Source organism: Variovorax sp. WDL1, from assembly GCF_001541225.1.
Lineage (GTDB): Bacteria > Pseudomonadota > Gammaproteobacteria > Burkholderiales > Burkholderiaceae_C > Variovorax.
The window spans coordinates 5,143-20,759 of record NZ_LMTS01000079.1 but is presented as its reverse complement, the minus strand read 5'-3'; the positions used below and the strand labels follow the sequence as shown (position 1 = coordinate 20,759).

Genomic DNA, 15,617 nt, shown 5'->3' with positions numbered 1-15,617 from the left:
CTCGATCAGCGAGGGGGGAGGCGTCCATACCATCTCCTGTGGGTCAGTGGGAAAGCGTTGCGGCGTCCTGCCGCTGCAGATAGAGGCCGGCGATGCGCTCGCGGTCTGCGAGCGCGGCGCGCGGGCCGGAGTGGACGACCTGGCCGCCCACCAGCACGAGGAAGCGGTCGGCGACCGCTTCGACGAGGTACTGGTTCTGCTCGACCAGCAGGATCGGCAGGCCGCGCGCGCGGAGGTTCCGCAGCACCCCGGCGAGCTCGTCGACGATGATCGGCGCGAGGCCTTGCGTCGGCTCGTCCAGCAGCAGCACACGCGGACTGCAGGCCATGCATTTGGCGATGGCGAGCATCTGCTGCTGGCCGCCGCTGAGCGCGCCTGCCGCGTCGGTCCAGCGCGTGCGCAGGAAAGGGAAGAGGTCGAGGGCGTCTTCCAGCGCCTTGTCGCGGCGTGCGCGGTCGGACAGCAGCGCGCCGAGGCGCAGGTTGTCCGCCACCGTGAGCGATGGAAAGAGCCCGCGGTTGTCGGGCACCGTGGTCAACCCGGTGCCCACGCGCCGCCATGCGGGCAGGCCGTCGATGCGCTGGCCGTCCAGCGAGATGGAGCCGCTGCCGGCAACGGTCCCGTTGAGCGCGCCGATGAGGCTGGTCTTGCCTGCGCCGTTGGGCCCGATGAGCGCGACCAGTTCCCCGGGATCGACTTGCAGGCTGACCGGGCGACAGGCCATGAGATTGCCGTAGCGCGCCGAGACGCCTTCGACGACGAGACCGCGCGCGGGCGGAAAGGAAGTTTCAGGTTGCGACATGCTGTCCTCCGAGATAGGCGGTGACGACTTCGGGATCGTTGACCACCTGCTGGGGCGGCCCCGAGGCCACGACCTCGCCGCGCACCAGCGCCAGCATCTGGTCGCTGAGCTCGGCGACAAAGCCGACGTTGTGTTCGACGAGCAGCACGCCGACCTTGCGTTCGGCGGCCCTGCGGATGGCGAGCGCGAGCAGCCTGCGGTCATGCTCGTCGATGCCGGCGGCCGGTTCGTCCAGCAACAGGTAGCGCGGCTCGCTCGCGATGGCCCGTGCCACCTCGAGCAGGCGCTGCCGGCCCAGCGAGAGCGCGCCGGAGCGCTGGTGCGGATCGGAGGTGAGTTCGAACTGCGCGATCAGCGCCTCGGCCTGCTCGCGCAGGCCGCCCTCGTGCCGGCGGCGCGCCGCCGTCGAGAAGAAGCTGCCGGCCAGCGACGGCTTGTTGCGCGAGTAGAAGCCGAGCATCACGGCGTCGAGCACGCTCGCGTCCAGGTCCAGCCGCGGCGTCTGGAAGGTGCGGGAGATGCCGAGCTGGATGCGGCGGTCGAGCGGCAGCGAGGAGATGTCCTGGCCCTCGATCTCGACCGTGCCCTCCTGCGGCACGACGACGCCGGTCAGGCAGTTGAAGAGTGTGGTCTTGCCCGCGCCATTCGGGCCGACGAGGCCGGTGATGGAGCCGCGCTCGACCTTGACGCTGACTTTGGTGAGGACCTTCAGGCCGCCGAAAGCGACGCTGGTGTCGTGGGCAGCCAGGCTCATCGCAGCACCCCCGCCGAAGGCGTCGCGCGCGCGGTCTTGTCGGCTGCGGACCCCGGTGGCCGCGCTAGCGGCGCGGCGCCGCGCCTGCGCAGCCATGCGAGCGGCCGCAGGCTCAGGAGCCCGTCGGGCGAGAACAGAAGCACCAGGATCAGCAGGGTGCCGAAGAACATGCCCTGGCTCTCGGTGCCCGGCAACAGGTCGCTGGCAAGCGTGAAGAACACCGCGCCGACGATCGGCCCGAGCACCGACTTGCGCCCGCCCAGGACGACCATGAACAGTACGTTGGCCGACAGCGCGATGGACAGCGAATCCGGCGCCACGTAGCCCAGCGTGTGTGCGTAGAACCATCCGGCCAGGCCGGCGACTCCCGCGGTGAGCGAGAACATCATGGCGAGGTCGAAGGGCACGCTCACCCCCATGGCCTGCGCGAGCAGGTGGTCCGTGCGGATCGCGTTGAGCGCGCGGCCGCGCAGGCTCGACATGTAGTTCACGTACCCGATGACAAGCAGCAGCACCAGCGCCCACACGGCGAAATGCGAGCCGATGCGCGAGTTGCCGATGAAGGGCAGCGTGGGAATGCCGTTGATGCCGATGAAGCTGCCGGTGAAATCCCCTCCGCGCTGCAGCGCGACCTCGACCACGGTGCCGATCGACAGCGTCACCAGTGCCAGCGAGAGCTCCGGCAATCGCAGGATCGGCTTGGAGATGACGAAAGCGACCAGCGCGGGCAGGAGCACGGCGGGCAGCAGCGACACCATCGGTGGCACCCCGTAGCGCGTGCTCAGGATCGCGGTCGTGTAGCCGCCGATCGCCGCGAACGCGCCCTGCGCCAGCGACACGGTGCCGCCCTGGCCGTACAGCAGGCCGAGCGGCAGCGCCAGCAGCGCGTAGATGCCTATCGTGGTGGAGGTGGTGTAGACCGAGCCCCGGAACTGCCCGAAGACAGTGGCGACGGCGAAGCAGACGATGAGCACGCCGGCCGTGCTGCCCCACTTGCGGGCGAAGGTGGTGCTCTGCGTCATGGCCGTGCTCCGGAGAAGGCCGCGCTCGGCAGGCGTCCCGATGCCAGGATCACGATGATCAGGGCAGCCGGCACGGCATGGGCCCAGCCGCTGGGCAGGTAGGTCTGGCTCAGCGACTCGGCCAGGCCCACGAAGAGGCCGCCGAAGAAGGCGGGCAGCGGTCCGCGCTTGCCGAGCACGACGGTGCTGCTGAACGCGATCGTCGTGAAGGTGAAGGCACTTGCATAGGTCATGCCGATCGACATCGCCGCGAGGACGCCACCGACGCCTGCGATGCCCGCGCACAGCACGAAGGTGAGGAACTGCGTGCGCTTGACGGGAATGCCCACCAGCGATGCGCCCTTCGACGAGATTGCGCACGCCCGCATGCGCAGCCCCGCCGGCGACTTCTTCAGCAGCACGCTGAGGGCCAGCATCAGCACCGCGCTGAGCGCCAGGTTGAACATGCCCTGCACGCTCAGCACCGCGCCGCCGAAGTGCAGGTTGCCACTCATGCGGTCGACGAACTGGTTGTCCGTGCCGACCACCACGAGGATGGCGGACTCCACCAGCAGCATGAAGGCGAACGTGGCGAGCACGATCGGCATCGCGTCCTTCATGAGCCGCAGCGCGTGGAAGCCGAGGAAGACGGAGCCGGTCACGCAGCCGAGCCCGATTGCTGCTGCCAGGCCGACGACCGGCCCCCACGGCAGGCCGAGCGCCGCGACGACCACCCCCGCGACGACCGCGTAGGCGCCGATCGACACGTCGATCACGTCGGTGGTGACCCAGATGACGCTCATCGGCACCGCGAAGAGCGCATAGATGGCACCGAGGAAGATGCCGTTGAAAAGGATTTCGAGAACCATGTCTTTTCCTTGAGCGGAAGGTGCGCGCCTGGCCCGATCAGCGCAGGCGGTGGCGCAGCTCGGCGGCCGCCTGGATGAAGAAGCCCTGGCCGTAGAGCGTGGTCGCGAAAGGCACGCCAGGTCCCCCGGGAGGGACCTGTACGCCCGGGATCGCGCCGTCGGCTTCGATAGAGCCTGCGACGATGCGCAGCGCGCGCTCGGCCTTCTCGATGTAGCCGGCGTCGAGCCAGCCCTGGTTCACTGCCTTTGCGGCGCTGTAGGCGAACATGACGGTGCCCGAGGCCTCGAACTTCGCGTTCTCGTCGTCGAGGATGTTGTGGAAAAAGCCGCAGCGGTCCTGGTGCGCGGCAATGGCCTCGAAGACTCGCCGGCCCAGGTCCTTCAGCCGTGCCGCGCCGGCGTGGTCGGTGCCGATCTGCTCGATGGTGTCGACGAGACAGCAGGTCAGCCAGCCGTTGCCGCGGCACCAGAACGTCGACTGCAGGTAGCTGTTGGGCGTCTCGCGCCAGGCATGGCGAGCCAGGTGCAGTTCGGGGTCGACCAGATGGCGGACATAGACGTCGATCTGCTTGAGCGCCTCGTCGACCAGCACCGGATCCTGCTCGATCCGGCCGAGGCGGGCGAGGAACGGGCACATCATGTAGATGAAGTCGATCCACAGTTCCGGGCCTTCCTTGCGCACCCAGAACCCGCCGTTGCGCGTGCGCGGCCCGGCGAGCAGGGCCTGCGCCTGGCGCTTGGCCGCCTGCAGCAGCCGGGCATCGCCGTCGCGTTCGTAGTAGGCGAGCACGTTGAAGGCGAGCGCGGTGGACAGCGCCGCGGTCGGCGTGAAGACGGCGGCATGGCCGTTGGCGAGCTCGATGCGCTCGTCATAGCCCAGGTAGCCTCGCGAGGACTGGACGTCGACCATGCGGTCGACCCACTGCCGCGCCTGAGCAACCGCGGCTTCGTCGTTCCACATCAGGATGCCCGTGATGGCGGGCGACTTTTCCCAGACGTCGCGTTCGTAGGGATGGGCGAGCGTGTAGTCCGTCACGCGTTGCACGGCGGAATCGAGATCGAATTGAGCCACTGGTGTCTCCGTTATTTGCAGGGGGGAAAAGGGATGCGCGGACGCTTCAGGCCGCCTTCGGCAGGCGCTGCGCCTGCCACTGCTGCCAGAGCGCCTCCTTGCGCTGCTGCGCGGCATCCGCGTGGCGCTCGCGCACATGGCCGTAGCCGCGGATGTGCTCCGGCAGTTCGGCGATTGCGACCGCCGTATCCAGACGCCCGGCGTCGAGCCCTTCGAGCAGTCGCTCGATGTCCGCTTCATAGCTGGCGATGTCGCGCAGCGCGTGGCGGCGCTCGTCGTTGCGGCGGAAGGGATCGAGCGGCGTGTTGCGCAGGCCGCGCAGACGCGCCAGCCAACCCATCGCGGTCAAGGCCCAGGGACCCAGTTCGCGCTTGCGCGGCAAGCCGGTGTTCGGATCGCGGGTCGCGAAAGGCCAGGCGCCGATGTTGAAGTGCAGGCGGAAGTCGCCTTCGAACGCGGCGTCGAGCGATTCGCGGAACTCGGGCGAGGCGTACAGGCGCGCCACCTCGAACTCATCCTTGTACGCCAGGAGCTTGTAGTAGTAGCGCGCGACGGCGCGAGTGAGGCGGTCGCCGCCTTCCATGGATTGTCCTGCCTGCGCGACGCGGTCGACCAGCGCGCGGTAGCGGGCCGCGTAGGCGCGGTTCTGGTACTTGACGAGCTCGCCCTCCCGGTGCGCAATCAGCTCCGGCGTCTTGCGTGTGCGTGACGGCACGAAGTTCACCACGCTGCTCGGGCGGGCCTGCGATTCGACCGCCGGCAGGTCCACGGCCGCGCGCCGGCCCCAGAGGAAGCTCTTCTGGCTCGACTCCACGCTGACGCCGTTGAGCACGATGGCGCGCTCCAGCGCGTCCAGGCTCACCGGCAGCCAGCCGCGCTGCCAGGCGTAGCCGAGCAGGATCATGTTGGCGGCGATGGCGTCGCCCATCAGCGCCGTCGCAAGGCGCGTGGCGGGCAGGCCGTCGGTCTGGGCGCCGGTGGCATGCGCGATGCGTGTCACGAGTTCCTCGGGCACGACTTTCCAGTCGGGGTTGCGCGCGAAGGCGCTGGTCGGCGACACCTCCGTATTGACGGCGACCCGCGTGCGGCCCGGCACCATCTTGGAGACCGCATCGGGGCTCGCGCTCACGATGAGGTCGCATCCCACGACGAGGTCGGCCTCTCCGCTGGCGAGGCGGGCGGTCTTGATACGGGTGGCGTCGGGTGCAATGCGCACATGCGACATCACGGCACCGTACTTCTGGGCGAGGCCGGTCATGTCGAGCGCACTGGCCGCATGGCCGTCGAGGTGCGCGGCCATGGCGACGATGGCGCCTAGCGTGATGACGCCCGTGCCGCCGATGCCGGTGATCAGGATCGCGTAACCATCGTCGATCGCGGGGAGGGTGGGCTCCGGCAACGATCCGAAGCTGCCATCGCCGCCCTTCGGCGCAGCGCGCTTGCGCAGGCTGCCGCCGTGGACGGTCACGAAGCTGGGGCAGAAGCCTTCGACGCAGGAATAGTCCTTGTTGCAGGTGGACTGGTTGATGCGGCGCTTGCGGCCGAACTCGGTTTCAAGCGGCTCGACGGAGAGGCAACCGCTCTTCTCGCTGCAATCGCCGCAGCCCTCGCACACGGCGGCATTGATGAAGGTGCGCTTGTCCGGATCGGCATGGCGGCCGCGCTTGCGCAGCCGCCGGCGCTCGGTTGCGCAGACCTGGTCGTACAACAGCACCGACACATCGGGATACTCGCGCAGCTCTCGCTGCACGGCATCCAGGTCCCGGCGGTGGCGAACCGGCACGCCGGCCGGCAGCTGCATCGAGGGCGCCTCGTAGCGCGAGGGATCGTCGGCGACGACCACGATGCGCTTCACGCCTTCCGCCACGAGCTCGTTGACCATCTGCACGGTGCTGAGCTCACCGTCGATCGGCTGGCCGCCGGTCATCGACACGTAGCCGTTGACCAGCAGCTTGTAGGTGATCGGCACATGCGCGGCGACCGCCTGCCGGATCGCGAGGAAGCCGGAGTGGAAGTAGGTGCCATCGCCCATGTTGGCGAAGATGTGCTTCTCGTCGGTGAAGGGCGCCTGGCCCACCCACATCGCCCCTTCCGCGCCCATCTGGCCGACGGTGCCGTAGGGGTCGCGGCCGGTCAGGAGCACCATCCCGTGGCATCCGATGCCGGCAAAGGCGCGGCTGCCGTCGGGCAATTGGGTCGAGGTGTTGTGCGGACACCCCGAGCAGAAGGTGGCGGCGCGGACGACCGACGGGAACCTGGTGCTCTCCGGATTCGCCGGCGCCTGGTAGGGCAGCCCCAGCACGCGGGCGATGCGCTCCGCGATCAGCGGCGGTGCGAGTTCGCCGACCGACGAGAACACCGCATCGCCGCGATCCGGCGACCACTCGCTGCTGCCGTCGAACTTGCCGACGATGCGCGGCTTGCTCGCAAGCGGCGCGTCGTAAAGGATGGACTTGACCTGGTGTTCGAGGAGCGGGCGCTTCTCTTCGACCACGATGAGCGTCTCCAGGCCTTGGGCCAGGCGCTCGACGACCTGCGGGTCCAGCGGCCACACGAGCCCGACCTTGAGCACGCGCAGACCGGCTGCGCCGGCCTCCTCGTCGCTCGCCAAGCCGAGGCTGCGCAGCGCCTGCCGCACATCGGCGAAGGCCTTGCCTGCAGAGATGATGCCCACGCGCGCGGAAGGATGGTCCGCCACGATGCGGTCGATGCCGTTGGCGCGCGCGTAGGCCTGGGCGGCATACAGCTTGTGTTCGTAGAGCCGCTGCTCCTGCACCTGGGGCGAGATGTCGTTGCCACGGATGTTCACGCCGTCCAGGAGCGGCGGGGGAGGCGGCATCTCGATGCGCGGGCTTTCCTCGCCGACCTGGATGCTCCCCGAGCTCTCGACCACATCGGTCACCACCTTCATGGCGACCCAGCAGCCCGAGTGGCGGCTCATGGCGATTCCGTGGAGGCCGAAGTCGAGGATGTCCTGCACGTTCGCCGGGTAGAGCACCGGTATGCCGCTGGCGAGCAGCGAATAGTCGGACTGGTGCGCGGTGGTCGATGACTTCGCCGCGTGATCGTCGCCCGCGATGGCGAGTACGCCGCCGAAGCGCGAGGTGCCCGCGGAGTTGGCGTGCTTGAAGGCGTCGCCGCTTCGGTCGACGCCCGGGCCCTTGCCGTACCAGATGCCGAAGACGCCGTCGTAGCGTGCGCCGGGTACGCTGCCGACGTACTGCGAGCCCCAGACCGCGGTCGCGGCGAGGTCCTCGTTCACGCCCGGCTGGAAGTGAATGTGGTGCTCCTTCAGCAGCTTCGATTGCGACCACAGCTCCTGGTCGTAGCGGCCGAGGGGCGAGCCACGGTAGCCGGAGATGAAGCCGGCGGTGCGCACGCCCTGGCTTTCGTCCCGCCTCTGCTGGTCGATCGGCAGCCGGACCAGGGCCTGCGTGCCCGACATGAAGACCTGCCCGCTGCGCTTCAGGTACTTGTCGTCGAGGTCGATCTGCAGAAGCGCTTCTGCCGGCGTGCGTGCGTTCATCCTAAGTCTGTCTCCGTTGTGAGCACCTTGCGCAAACCAGCTTTTCCATTTAATACTATCCAGCCGGTATGTGAATTGAAGCCGATGGTACAGCCCGAATCGCAACAGGTGCAAGGCAGTGCGCTACGGGTTGTCCCTCGGATCGCGTCACTTGCGTCACCAATGCGACGACGCGGCCACGATCGCTTCTTCGATTCCATCCTCGGCATGCCTGCATTCACGACAGCACAAAGAAGAGGAGACGTGTTGACCGTATCGAATCCACTGAAGCCGCTCGACGGCATCCGGGTCATCGACATGACCCGACTTGCGCCCGGGCCCTACGGCACGATGCTGCTTGCAGACCTGGGGGCCGAAGTCATCGTCGTCGGCGGAGGCCGCGCCGGCCCGCCGGTGTCGAGCTTTTCGCGAGGCAAGCGCTTCATCACCCTCGATCTCAAGACGGACGAAGGGCGACTCGCGCTTTTCCGGCTCTGCGAGAGCGCGGATGTCTTCATCGAAGGCTTTCGCCCCGGCGTTGCCGATCGGCTCGGCGCTGGCTACGCGGCGCTCTCGGCGAGCAACCCGCGACTCATCTATTGCTCGCTCACGGGTTACGGGCAGAGCGGGCCGCGTGCGCAGGAGGCCGGGCACGACATCAACTACCTCGGCTACACCGGCGTGCTCGGTTCGCTCGGGCCGCATGACGGGCCTCCGCAGGTGCCGCTCAACGCCATTGCCGACATGGCGGGCGGAGGCATGCTCGCGGTGATCGGCATCCTTGCGGCGCTGCAGGAGCGGCATCGCACCGGTCTGGGCCAGCATGTCGACGCGGCGATGATCGACGGCTGCATGTCGCTGATCGCGATGCACTTTCCAGCCTGGCAGACCGCGGCGATGCCGCGGCGCGGCGACGGCTGGCTCGTGGGCACCGCGCCCAACTACCGCTGCTACGAATGCGCAGATGGAGGCTACATGGCCGTCGGCTCGCTCGAACCCCAGTTCTTCAAGGCGATGTGGCAGACCCTTGAGCTCGGAGACCCGCCCGACGCCATGAGCCGCAGCACCTGGCCCGCCATCGAACGCACGCTCGAGGCGACCTTCCGCAGCTTGCCGCGTGACGCCTGGGTTGCGCGTTTCGAGGGTGTCGATGCATGCGTCACCCCCGTGCTGGCGCCCGATGAGGTGTGGCAGGACCGGCAGATCCGCTCGCGCGTGCATCCGCAGCACCCGCAGGAAGTGCCGGCCATCCCGCGGTTCAGCCGTTCCAGGGTCGCCCCTGCGCCGGTCGACCTCGACGACCAAAGTGTCGAAGTCCTTTCCTCGATCGGGCTCACGCCTCGCGACATCGAGGCGGCCAGCCCTCCCTCCCAGCGAGGCAAGCAGGACGGGCTTTCATGGCCGCCGCGATTCACCGACTGACCCGCGTCCGCACATCGCAAATACCAGCCAGGAGACCTCTCACATGCGTTCAACCGAACAAGCCAGCTACGACGAATTCAGGACCAGCCTGCGCCGCTTCGCGCTCGACAAGGTCGCACCGCATGCGGCGGCGGTCGACAGGGAATCCCGCCCGCCGGTCGAGGCCATCGAGGCTGCGCTCGCGCTCGGCCTTCCGGGGCTGCCGTTTCCCGAGCGACTGGGCGGTGCTGACGGCGATCTGTTCGCCCAGGTGCTGACGACCGAGGAACTGGCGCGGGTCTGCGCCGCGACCTCGCTCACGATCACCAGCGGCTGGGTGTTCGAAGGCGTTGTGCAGTTCGGCTCGCGCGACCTGCAGGAAGCCGTGGTCCGCCCGGTGGCCGAGGGCCGGCTGCGCGCCGCGTGGGGCCTGACCGAGCCACAGGGCGGATCGAACCTCATGGGCGCGCAGACACAGGCCAGGCGCTCAGGCGACAGCTGGCTGCTGCGTGGGACCAAGCGCTTCATCACGAACGCGGGGTGGGCCGACTGGTATCTCATCTTCGCGAACACCGGGCCCAAGACCTTCGGCATCTTCATGGTGCATCGCGACGATCCCGGCATTCGGTTCGGCAAGCTCGAAGACAAGATGGGCATGCGCGGCAGCCCCACGGCGGATGTGATCCTCGATGACTGCCGCATTCCCGTTGGCCGGGAGGTGGGCGACCCCCTGCGCGGCGCGGAGTACATCGTCGAGATGCTGCACAACTCGCGACTCACGATCGCCGCACATGCGCTTGGCATCGCGCAAGGCGCCCTGGACGAGGCGCTCGACTACACTCGCACGCGCGAACAATTCGGCCAGCCCATCTCGAAATTCCAGCTGCTGCGCGGCTTGGTCGCCGACATGGTGCTCAAGGTCGAAGCGGCGCGTTCGGTGCTCTACCAGGCCGTCGACCATCGCATGCACGGGCACCCTGAAGCACGCAAGTTCGCCTCGCTCGCCAAGGTTCTTTGCAGCGACGCGGCCATGGCAGTGACCACGGATGCGGTGCAGTTGCACGGCGGCTACGGGTTCTTGAAGGACTATCCGGTGGAGCGGATGATGCGGGATGCGAAGGTGACGCAGATCTGGGAGGGCACCAACCAGATCCAGCGGCTGCTGATCGCAAAGGAGGCTTATGCGGGTCAGTAAATCAGCAGCAAGAGCCGTCGTGTCCGTTTCCGCCGGGAACGGTGCCGCGGCCGTTCGGCGCGGCCGGCCGCGCAGTGTCCCGGCCAAGTCGCCGGCGCGGGGCGCGCGGGCGGCGAAGGACGCGGCGGCGCCGGTCCACAGCACGGAGCGCATCGTCGAGGCGGCGGTCCAGCTGTTCGCCACGCGCGGGTATGCCAGCAGCACCCTCGAGGAGGTGGCCGCCAAGGCGGGCTTCACGAAAGGGGCTGTCTACTACTACTTCAAGAGCAAGGAACGGCTGCTGCTCGATGTGCTGAGCGCCATCGAGCAGCGCTCCATCGACGCCACCATCGAGGCGGTTCGCCGCGATGGCGGCACCCCGAGCGCCCAGCTCGTGAACTTCGTTCGCCACCAGACACGCTGGGCCGCGCGGCATCCGAAGGACCTTGCCGTCGTGGTGCTGCTGTCGATGGAGACCGCCAATACAAAGTCCAAGGTCCGCACCCGGATGCTGGGCATGTACGCCAAGATCTCGGGCCTGCTGGAAGAGATCATCGACGCCGGCAAGCGTTCCGGCGAGTTCTGCACCGACCAGGAAACCAAGGACACCGCGTTGTACCTGCAAGCCGTGCACGACGGGAACATGATGATCTGGTACCGCAGCGGCACCGATCCGGACATCGGCCGGAAGCTCACGCGGGCGACCTTCAGCGGGTTCTTGCACGCGGTGAAGGGGGTTGCGGAGTGAGGGGGATACCCGGCGTTCCTTGTCTCGACAAATCTGGCAGGCTCAGGAGGCCGCGCGCCCGGCGCGCCGCGTCGACAGCAGCGCCCTGAGCTTGGCCGGCGCCACCGGCTTGGTCAGCAGCGTGACGCCGCCCTGGCGCAGGCGCTGCAGCACCTCGGGCCCGGTAGCGCCCGAGACCAGCACCGCCAGCGCGTGCGGCTGCAGGCGGCGCGCGGCGTCGATCACTTCCATGCCGTCCTCGGCGTCTGCCAGCTGCAGGTCGCACAGCAGCACGTCGAAACGCGTCCCGGGCTCGGCCAGGCGGCGCATCGCCTCGCTGCCGCTGGCCACGCACGCCACCTCGCAGTCCCATTGCGTGAGCAGCGCGCGGGTCGCATCGAGGATCGCCGGATCGTCATCGACCACCAGGCAGCGCAGCCCGGCCAGGGGCGAGCTGGCCACCGGCTCCGGTGCGGGCGGCGGCACGTCGCGCGGATCGGCAGCGGGCAGCTCCAGTGAGAAGGTGCTGCCGGCCTGCAGCGCGGAGCGCAGCCCGATCCGCGTGCCCAGCAGCGCGGCGATGCGGGCGCAGATGGCCAGGCCCAGGCCGAAGCCCTGGCGCCGGTCGCGCTCGGTGTTCGCCACCTGGTAGAACTCCTCGAAGATGCGCGCCTGGTGGATCGGCGCGATGCCGATGCCGTTGTCGCGCACCTCGATGCGCACCCGGCCGCCGCGGCGCCGCGCCGCCACCAGCACCGTGCCTTCGATTCCGCTGTGGGTGATCGCATTGCCGACCAGGTTGCCGAGGATGCGCAGCAGCAGCGCGGGGTCGGAGCGCACCGCGAGGCCGCGGTCCTGCCAGACCAGCCGCACTTGCGAGGCGGCGGCGCGCGCTGCGTGCTGGGCGCCGAGCTGGTCGAACAGCATGGCCAGCGAGACGTTGCCGATGGCCGGCGTCAGCACCTGCGCATCGAGGCGCGAGATCTCGAGCAGGTCGTCGAGCAGCACGCCCATGAACTCGGCGCCTTCCTGCAGCCGCAGCACCGCGGGGCGCTGCGCTTCGCTGGCGGTGGGCAGCAGCCCATCGATGAACAGGCCCATCGCATGCAGCGGCTGGCGCAGGTCGTGGCTGGCCGCGGCCAGGAATCGGGCGCGCGAGAGCGCGGCTTGCTCGGCCTCGGCCATGCGCTGCAGCGCAACGGCGGTGGCCTCGCGCACCTGCTGCTCGCTCTCCTGCCGGTTGCGTTGCAGGCGCTCGGCCAGGCGGTTGATGTCGTGCGCCAGGCCGGCGAGCTCGTGCTGCGTGCGGCGGGTGCGCTTCTTTCCCTCTGCCTGCGCGGCGGTGCCGTCACGCGCCACCACATTGCAGCGCGCGTCGAACTGGCCAGCCTCGAGCGCGGCCACGGTTCGCGAGATTCGGCGCAGCGGTTGCGCGACACTTCGCGCCGTGTGGCGCACCCAGGCCCAGGCCGCGATCAGCGCGATCATCGCAATGCCGATGCCCGCCATCAGCGAACGCGTGCGCTCGTGCGCGTAGGCCGTGGTGTCGCGGAAGGCCTGCACCAGGCCGATGGGCTTCTCGCCCGCGGCGGTCGCGCCTTCGGGCGCGAAGGCGCTCGCCTTCGAGGCCTCGCGCAGCGTCACCGGCGCGGTGAACATGCGCAGTTGCCCCATGGGCGCGGCCTTGGAGCCGGCCGTCACGTAGATGCCGGCGCTGTTGCTGATCTCCACCCGCGTCACCTGGCCGCCGCGCAGGGCTGCATTGGCCACGTTCTGCAGCGCGGGCAGGTCACCGGCGTAGAGGCTCAGGTCGGACATCGCGGCGACCTGGCGCGCCACCGCCTGGCCCTCGGCATTGAAGGCGACTTCGAGCGTGTCGAGGCGGCTGTGGGTGAACCAGGCAGTGAGCGCCAGGGCCACCGCCGCGCAGGGCACCACGCCGAGCCGGAACAGGTCGCGCTGCAGGCTGCCGCCGACAACCACCGTCCGCGCATCGGCGACGGATTCGGCGGGGCGTGCGGCGGCGGGCACGGCCAGGGGCGGGCTGGAGGAAATCATCGGGTGGTGGTCACCCGCTCGGTCAGCTCGCGCTCGTCGGGCAGGCGCAGGCCCAGACCGCGTGCGACGGTCGCGTTGACGCGCACCGTGGAAGGGGTCGCCGCCTCCACCAGCAGCCCGCCGGCGACGGGCCCCATGGCCAGCTTCCGCCCGAGTGCGCGCGCCTGCTGTGCGAGCTGCCCGGGCGTGGAGACCGCGGCCGCAAGCCCGCCGGAACGCACCAGGCCGTCGCTGGTGCCGAACACCGGCAGGCCGGCCGTGGCGCCGGCACGCAGTACCGAGAGGGTAGCGGGCTGGCTGTCGCCGATCAGGTCGGGCAGCACCATCAGCGCATCGCTGCGCGGCACCAGCGTGCGCAGCACCGAGGCCAGCGATCTGGCATCCGGCGCGTACTCGATCTGCAGGTCCCATCCCTGTGCGGCCCGCTGCAGTTCGCGCACGATCGGCTCCGACTCGGCGGTCGCCACCACGCCGAGCCTGCGCTTGTGCGGCAGGACGGCGTCGATGAGCGCGAGCTGATCGGTCATGGCCGGCTCGCGCAGCAGCACGCCGACCTGGCGATCGCCACGCTTGAGTGCGGGGTTGTCCTTGAGACTCTCGTAGTCGAGGCGGCTCAGCATCGCGAGCACCAGCGGGTCCTGGCCCGGTCGTTCGATCGCGCTGCGCGCCGCGGCCACGCCGACCGCCATGGTGACCGGCAGGTCCACCGGCGGATTGGGGCGAAGGCTGCGGGTGCGCACGCCCGCATTCACGCGGTCCTCGCCGCCCGCCCCGCCGCGGTCCGCGGGCGTGCCGTCGGCCGGCAGGCGCACCAGCTCGAAGCGGCTGCTCGCGTCCTGCGACTCGCGCAGCAGGCGCACGAATTCCGCGTGGGCCACGTTGTCATCGGCCAGCAGCACCGTGAGTCCGGCTGCGTGCGCGCCGGCAGCGAGCACGGCCGCGCAGGCCGCGCCCACGATGGCGCGCAGCCCCCGAAGGAGCCAGGAGGAAGGATTCACGAGCATGAAATGCACCGGCTGTGGGTGATGGATCCAATGTACGGAGCCGGCTCTTTCCGCGCGATAAGGCAGAGGGCTTATGCCGGCCCGTGCGACGGGGCATTGCGCCGTCGGGCGCGGCGCGTTCGCGGCTTCTCGGCCTATGCCTTATTTCGTATCTCTTCGACCGTCGTCTGACGCGCCGCCGCCAGCTGCGCGCCGATGGCCTGCCGCAGCAGCTTGGGCGACACCGGCTTGTAGAGCACGGCCACACCCGCGCTGGCGACCTCGCGCAACCGGTCGGGCTTGGTTTCGCCGGTCACCAGCAGGCGCGCGGTCGACGCGCCGATGCCGCGCGGATGGCGCTCCAGGGCGGCCAGTACGTCCAGGCCGTTGTCGCCGCCCTGCAGCAGCAGGTCGCTCACCACCAGGTCGGGCGGCCGCTCCCAGCTGTCGGCGAAAGCCAGCGCCTCGCTGCGCGTCTGCGCGGTCATCACCTCGGCACCCCAGTTGCTGAGCACCACCTGCAGCCCTTCGAGGATGCTGCGCTCGTCGTCGATCACCAGCGCGCGCACGTGGCGCAGGCTCGGCTCCTCCTCGACGGCCGCGGCGGCCGGCACTGCGCCGGGTGCCGGCAGCGCGGGCTCGGCGGCGCGCACCAGGACGCGCACGCACGTGCCCTTGTGCGGCCGCGAGCTCAGCTCGACCTGCGTGTTCAGCAGCGACGCCAGCCGCTGCACGGTGGCCAGGCCCAGCCCCATGCCACGGGCGTCGCGGCCCTGGCGCGGCTGGGGCTCGACCTGGTAGAACTCCTCGAAAACCCGCGACTGGTGATGCTGCGCGATGCCGACGCCCGTGTCCACCACGTCGATGCGCACGCTGCGCCCGCGCCGCCGCGCGCCGACCAGCACGCCGCCCTGCGTGGTGTGGCGCAGCGAGTTCGACACCAGGTTGTTCAGGATGCGCGAGAGCATCACGTAGTCGCTGCGCACCCACAGCTCGGTCTTGCGCACCACCAGCCGCAGGTTCTGCTGCTCGGCCACCGGCCGGAAGTTGCGGCTGATCTCGTCGAACAGCTGGTCCAGCGCGAAATCCGCCCACTGCGGCTGCAGCACGCCGGCGTCGAGCTGCGAAAGATTGAGCAGGCCCGAGAACAGGCGGTCCAGCGAGTCCACGCATTCGCGGATGTGGCCGATGCGCTGCAGGCGCACCGGATCGGTCTCCCCGTTGGCCAGCCCATCGGAGAACAGCGTGAGCGCATGCAGCGGCTGGCGCAG

At 69.5% G+C, this 15,617-nt stretch carries 12 protein-coding genes; 3 read left to right on the top strand and 9 right to left on the bottom strand.

Going from position 1 to position 15,617, the window contains the following annotated elements; all coding sequences use genetic code 11:
- Positions 1-43: 43 nt before the first annotated feature.
- The 6 genes from APY03_RS11765 to APY03_RS11740 are packed head-to-tail and all read right to left on the bottom strand — an operon-like array spanning position 44 to position 8,024.
- Positions 44-802 (bottom strand): ABC transporter ATP-binding protein, encoded by a 759-nt coding sequence (locus APY03_RS11765; RefSeq protein WP_068676992.1) that lies wholly within the window; start codon positions 800-802, stop codon positions 44-46.
- Positions 789-1,556: an ABC transporter ATP-binding protein gene (locus APY03_RS11760; protein WP_068676999.1), complete on the bottom strand. Its 768-nt coding sequence runs from the start codon at positions 1,554-1,556 to the stop codon at positions 789-791. The genes APY03_RS11765 and APY03_RS11760 overlap by 14 nt, the downstream gene beginning before the upstream one ends.
- Positions 1,553-2,578 carry a branched-chain amino acid ABC transporter permease gene (locus tag APY03_RS11755; protein ID WP_068676990.1) on the bottom strand — a complete coding sequence of 342 codons (1,026 nt, stop codon included), beginning with the start codon at positions 2,576-2,578 and terminating at the stop codon, positions 1,553-1,555. The genes APY03_RS11760 and APY03_RS11755 overlap by 4 nt, the downstream gene beginning before the upstream one ends.
- Complete coding sequence (locus tag APY03_RS11750) at positions 2,575-3,426, bottom strand: branched-chain amino acid ABC transporter permease (protein ID WP_068676989.1); 852 nt, start codon at positions 3,424-3,426, stop codon at positions 2,575-2,577. Before APY03_RS11750 ends, APY03_RS11755 begins: the two co-directional genes overlap by 4 nt.
- Before the next feature lie 37 nt (positions 3,427-3,463).
- The gene (locus APY03_RS11745) at positions 3,464-4,498 is read right to left on the bottom strand and encodes a glycoside hydrolase family 88 protein (protein ID WP_068676987.1); all 1,035 of its coding nucleotides are present in this window, start codon (positions 4,496-4,498) and stop codon (positions 3,464-3,466) included.
- Between the two features lie 46 nt (positions 4,499-4,544).
- Positions 4,545-8,024, bottom strand: a complete 3,480-nt coding sequence (locus APY03_RS11740) for an indolepyruvate ferredoxin oxidoreductase family protein (RefSeq protein ID WP_068676986.1) — start codon at positions 8,022-8,024, stop codon at positions 4,545-4,547.
- A gap of 27 nt (positions 8,025-8,051) precedes the next feature.
- On the opposite strand from APY03_RS11740, the gene APY03_RS11735 reads away from it, so the two are divergent.
- From APY03_RS11735 to APY03_RS11725, 3 genes are read left to right on the top strand one after another with little or no spacing between them, the layout of a single operon-like run.
- Entirely contained in the window at positions 8,052-9,425 is a 1,374-nt protein-coding gene (locus tag APY03_RS11735) for a CaiB/BaiF CoA transferase family protein (protein ID WP_232324238.1), read from the top strand.
- A gap of 43 nt (positions 9,426-9,468) precedes the next feature.
- Positions 9,469-10,599 (top strand): acyl-CoA dehydrogenase family protein, encoded by a 1,131-nt coding sequence (locus APY03_RS11730; protein WP_068676985.1) that lies wholly within the window; start codon positions 9,469-9,471, stop codon positions 10,597-10,599.
- A gap of 19 nt (positions 10,600-10,618) precedes the next feature.
- Entirely contained in the window at positions 10,619-11,326 is a 708-nt protein-coding gene (locus APY03_RS11725) for a TetR/AcrR family transcriptional regulator (RefSeq protein ID WP_162487132.1), read from the top strand.
- A gap of 42 nt (positions 11,327-11,368) precedes the next feature.
- Here APY03_RS11725 and APY03_RS11720 read toward each other — a convergent pair whose 3' ends face one another.
- From APY03_RS11720 to APY03_RS43645, 3 genes are all read right to left on the bottom strand, one after another.
- The gene (locus APY03_RS11720) at positions 11,369-13,363 is read right to left on the bottom strand and encodes an ATP-binding response regulator (protein WP_068676984.1); all 1,995 of its coding nucleotides are present in this window, start codon (positions 13,361-13,363) and stop codon (positions 11,369-11,371) included.
- Entirely contained in the window at positions 13,360-14,367 is a 1,008-nt protein-coding gene (locus APY03_RS11715) for an ABC transporter substrate-binding protein (protein ID WP_083944295.1), read from the bottom strand. Before APY03_RS11715 ends, APY03_RS11720 begins: the two co-directional genes overlap by 4 nt.
- Before the next feature lie 134 nt (positions 14,368-14,501).
- Positions 14,502-15,617, bottom strand: a 1,116-nt coding sequence (locus APY03_RS43645) for an ATP-binding response regulator (protein ID WP_232324237.1), incomplete at its 5' end; no start/stop codon positions are given.

What these genes read in the sequence shown, in the direction of transcription:
- APY03_RS11765 (WP_068676992.1), bottom strand. Translation starts at nt 802, where the DNA reads ATGTCGCAACCTGAAACTTCCTTTCCGCCCGCGCGCGGTCTCGTCGTC.
- APY03_RS11760 (WP_068676999.1), bottom strand. Translation starts at nt 1,556, where the DNA reads ATGAGCCTGGCTGCCCACGACACCAGCGTCGCTTTCGGCGGCCTGAAG.
- APY03_RS11755 (WP_068676990.1), bottom strand. Translation starts at nt 2,578, where the DNA reads ATGACGCAGAGCACCACCTTCGCCCGCAAGTGGGGCAGCACGGCCGGC.
- APY03_RS11750 (WP_068676989.1), bottom strand. Translation starts at nt 3,426, where the DNA reads ATGGTTCTCGAAATCCTTTTCAACGGCATCTTCCTCGGTGCCATCTAT.
- APY03_RS11740 (WP_068676986.1), bottom strand. Translation starts at nt 8,024, where the DNA reads ATGAACGCACGCACGCCGGCAGAAGCGCTTCTGCAGATCGACCTCGAC.
- APY03_RS11730 (WP_068676985.1), top strand. Translation starts at nt 9,469, where the DNA reads ATGCGTTCAACCGAACAAGCCAGCTACGACGAATTCAGGACCAGCCTG.
- APY03_RS11720 (WP_068676984.1), bottom strand. Translation starts at nt 13,363, where the DNA reads ATGATTTCCTCCAGCCCGCCCCTGGCCGTGCCCGCCGCCGCACGCCCC.
- APY03_RS11715 (WP_083944295.1), bottom strand. Translation starts at nt 14,367, where the DNA reads ATGCTCGTGAATCCTTCCTCCTGGCTCCTTCGGGGGCTGCGCGCCATC.